This is a genomic window from Lysobacter antibioticus (assembly GCF_000731095.1).
GTDB classification, from domain to species: domain Bacteria; phylum Pseudomonadota; class Gammaproteobacteria; order Xanthomonadales; family Xanthomonadaceae; genus Lysobacter; species Lysobacter antibioticus_B.
Genome location: NZ_JMTZ01000154.1, coordinates 1 through 1535 on the forward strand (window position 1 = coordinate 1; position 1535 = coordinate 1535).

1 protein-coding gene is annotated in these 1535 nt (G+C 66.9%); it reads right to left on the reverse strand.

The window, feature by feature from the left end; all coding sequences use genetic code 11:
* Window positions 1–1223: hypothetical protein (locus EX88_RS0122720; protein ID WP_031374268.1), on the reverse strand; the 1223-nt coding region annotated here is incomplete at its 3' end.
* Window positions 1224–1535 lie beyond the last annotated feature (312 nt).

Below are 1535 nucleotides of genomic sequence, written 5' to 3' on the forward strand. Positions count from 1 at the left end.
GCGCAAGAGCCGTCGGACTCGCTCGCCAGGCCGTTATCGAGCAGCGAGCGATGGTGCGCGCCCGACAGCGTCGCGTTGGCCAGGCCGCTCAGGCCCAGGGTCAGGCGCTGGTTGGCATCGATCAGGCTGCGTCGGTAGGCCGCCACGTCCAGCAGAAAACCGCCGTTCGGCCCCTTGACCCGCGCGATCCAGATCTGATCGCGGAAGCCTAGGCCCGCGATCACCGATCCGTCGGCATTGACCCCTTGCACCTTCGCCCAAGTGGGGTCGATCGCGAACTCGACGCCGTAGCCGGCCAGCCATTGCTGGATCGACAGCGTTCCGGTCTGCTCGGACCAACGGAAGACATTCCTCTGTCCTCCCGGACCACCGTAGGTTTCGCCGACGATCACCTGCCCGTCGGCGGATATTTTGGTCGGCAAACTGCCCTTCATCGACGGCAACAGGCCGAGCAAGCGCACGCCGGCCGCCTGGTCCCAGACGTAGGCCTGTTGAATCCGCTCGCCCGAGTTCGTGACGATGACCCCGGTGATGCGGCTGCCGTCGTGCGAAACGTCTACCGCGGCCTCCAGCGCGCTGCCGAGCGCCGCATCGATGAAGAACGGCGCGCGCCCGTCCTGCCACACGAACACCCGCGGGTTCACCCCGTTTCCGCTGGCCCGACCGATGACCGTGCGTCCGTCGCCGGAAAGCGCACCGGGATCGAACAACGAGTAGCCCTGCCAGTCGCCGGCTACCGGCATCACCTCCACGCCCCGATCGGAACGCCAGCGGAAGACCTCACGCCGGAAATTGCTGTTCAAACGTTGCCCGGCGATGATCCGCCCGTCCGCGGACATGTCCTGGGCAATGGCGGAGTAGCCGGGGACATCCACCACCCGTATCCCGCCTTCGCGCGTCCACAGCGCCGGCGCCCAGCGTCGGTCCGGTAGCCCCGATACCGAATCGGGCAGGTTCAACAACACCACGGAACCGTCCCCGGATATCGCACGCAACTCGAAATCTTGGCTGGAAAGCCCGGGGAACGTCAGGATGTCGGTACGCCCTTGCGATCGGGTCCAATGGAACGCGGTGGCGTGGAAAAGGCCGGCCACGGCACGGCCGTCGTCGGACAACAGCGACCAGCCCATGGAAAATTCCGGGCCGATCACGTCCACTTCCACCGCCGCCCGGGCGGAACCGCAAACGGCCAGAACGGCCAACGTCAAAATCGCTGCGCGCATAGTCCAATCCTTGGTGGTCGAGCGAAGTCATCAGGGACAGGCCCCGGGCTCTCATGCACTGATGATCCTAGGCGGCCGTCGCATCGACTGAAACTGCACCGACAGCGCCGCCGGTCACGCTATGGCGCTTTCCCCCGCACTTACCGTACGACACTCATACGTTTCGGCCGGCGCCGCCGGCCGCGCGACCGCCAGGAAACAGCCCGGGCGGCCGCTGGCCGCAGCCTAGAAGGCCAGCCGATAGCTCGCCGACACACCCCAATCCGCATCGCCGCCCGACGAGGATGCGCGTGCGCCGACGCCGAGCACCGA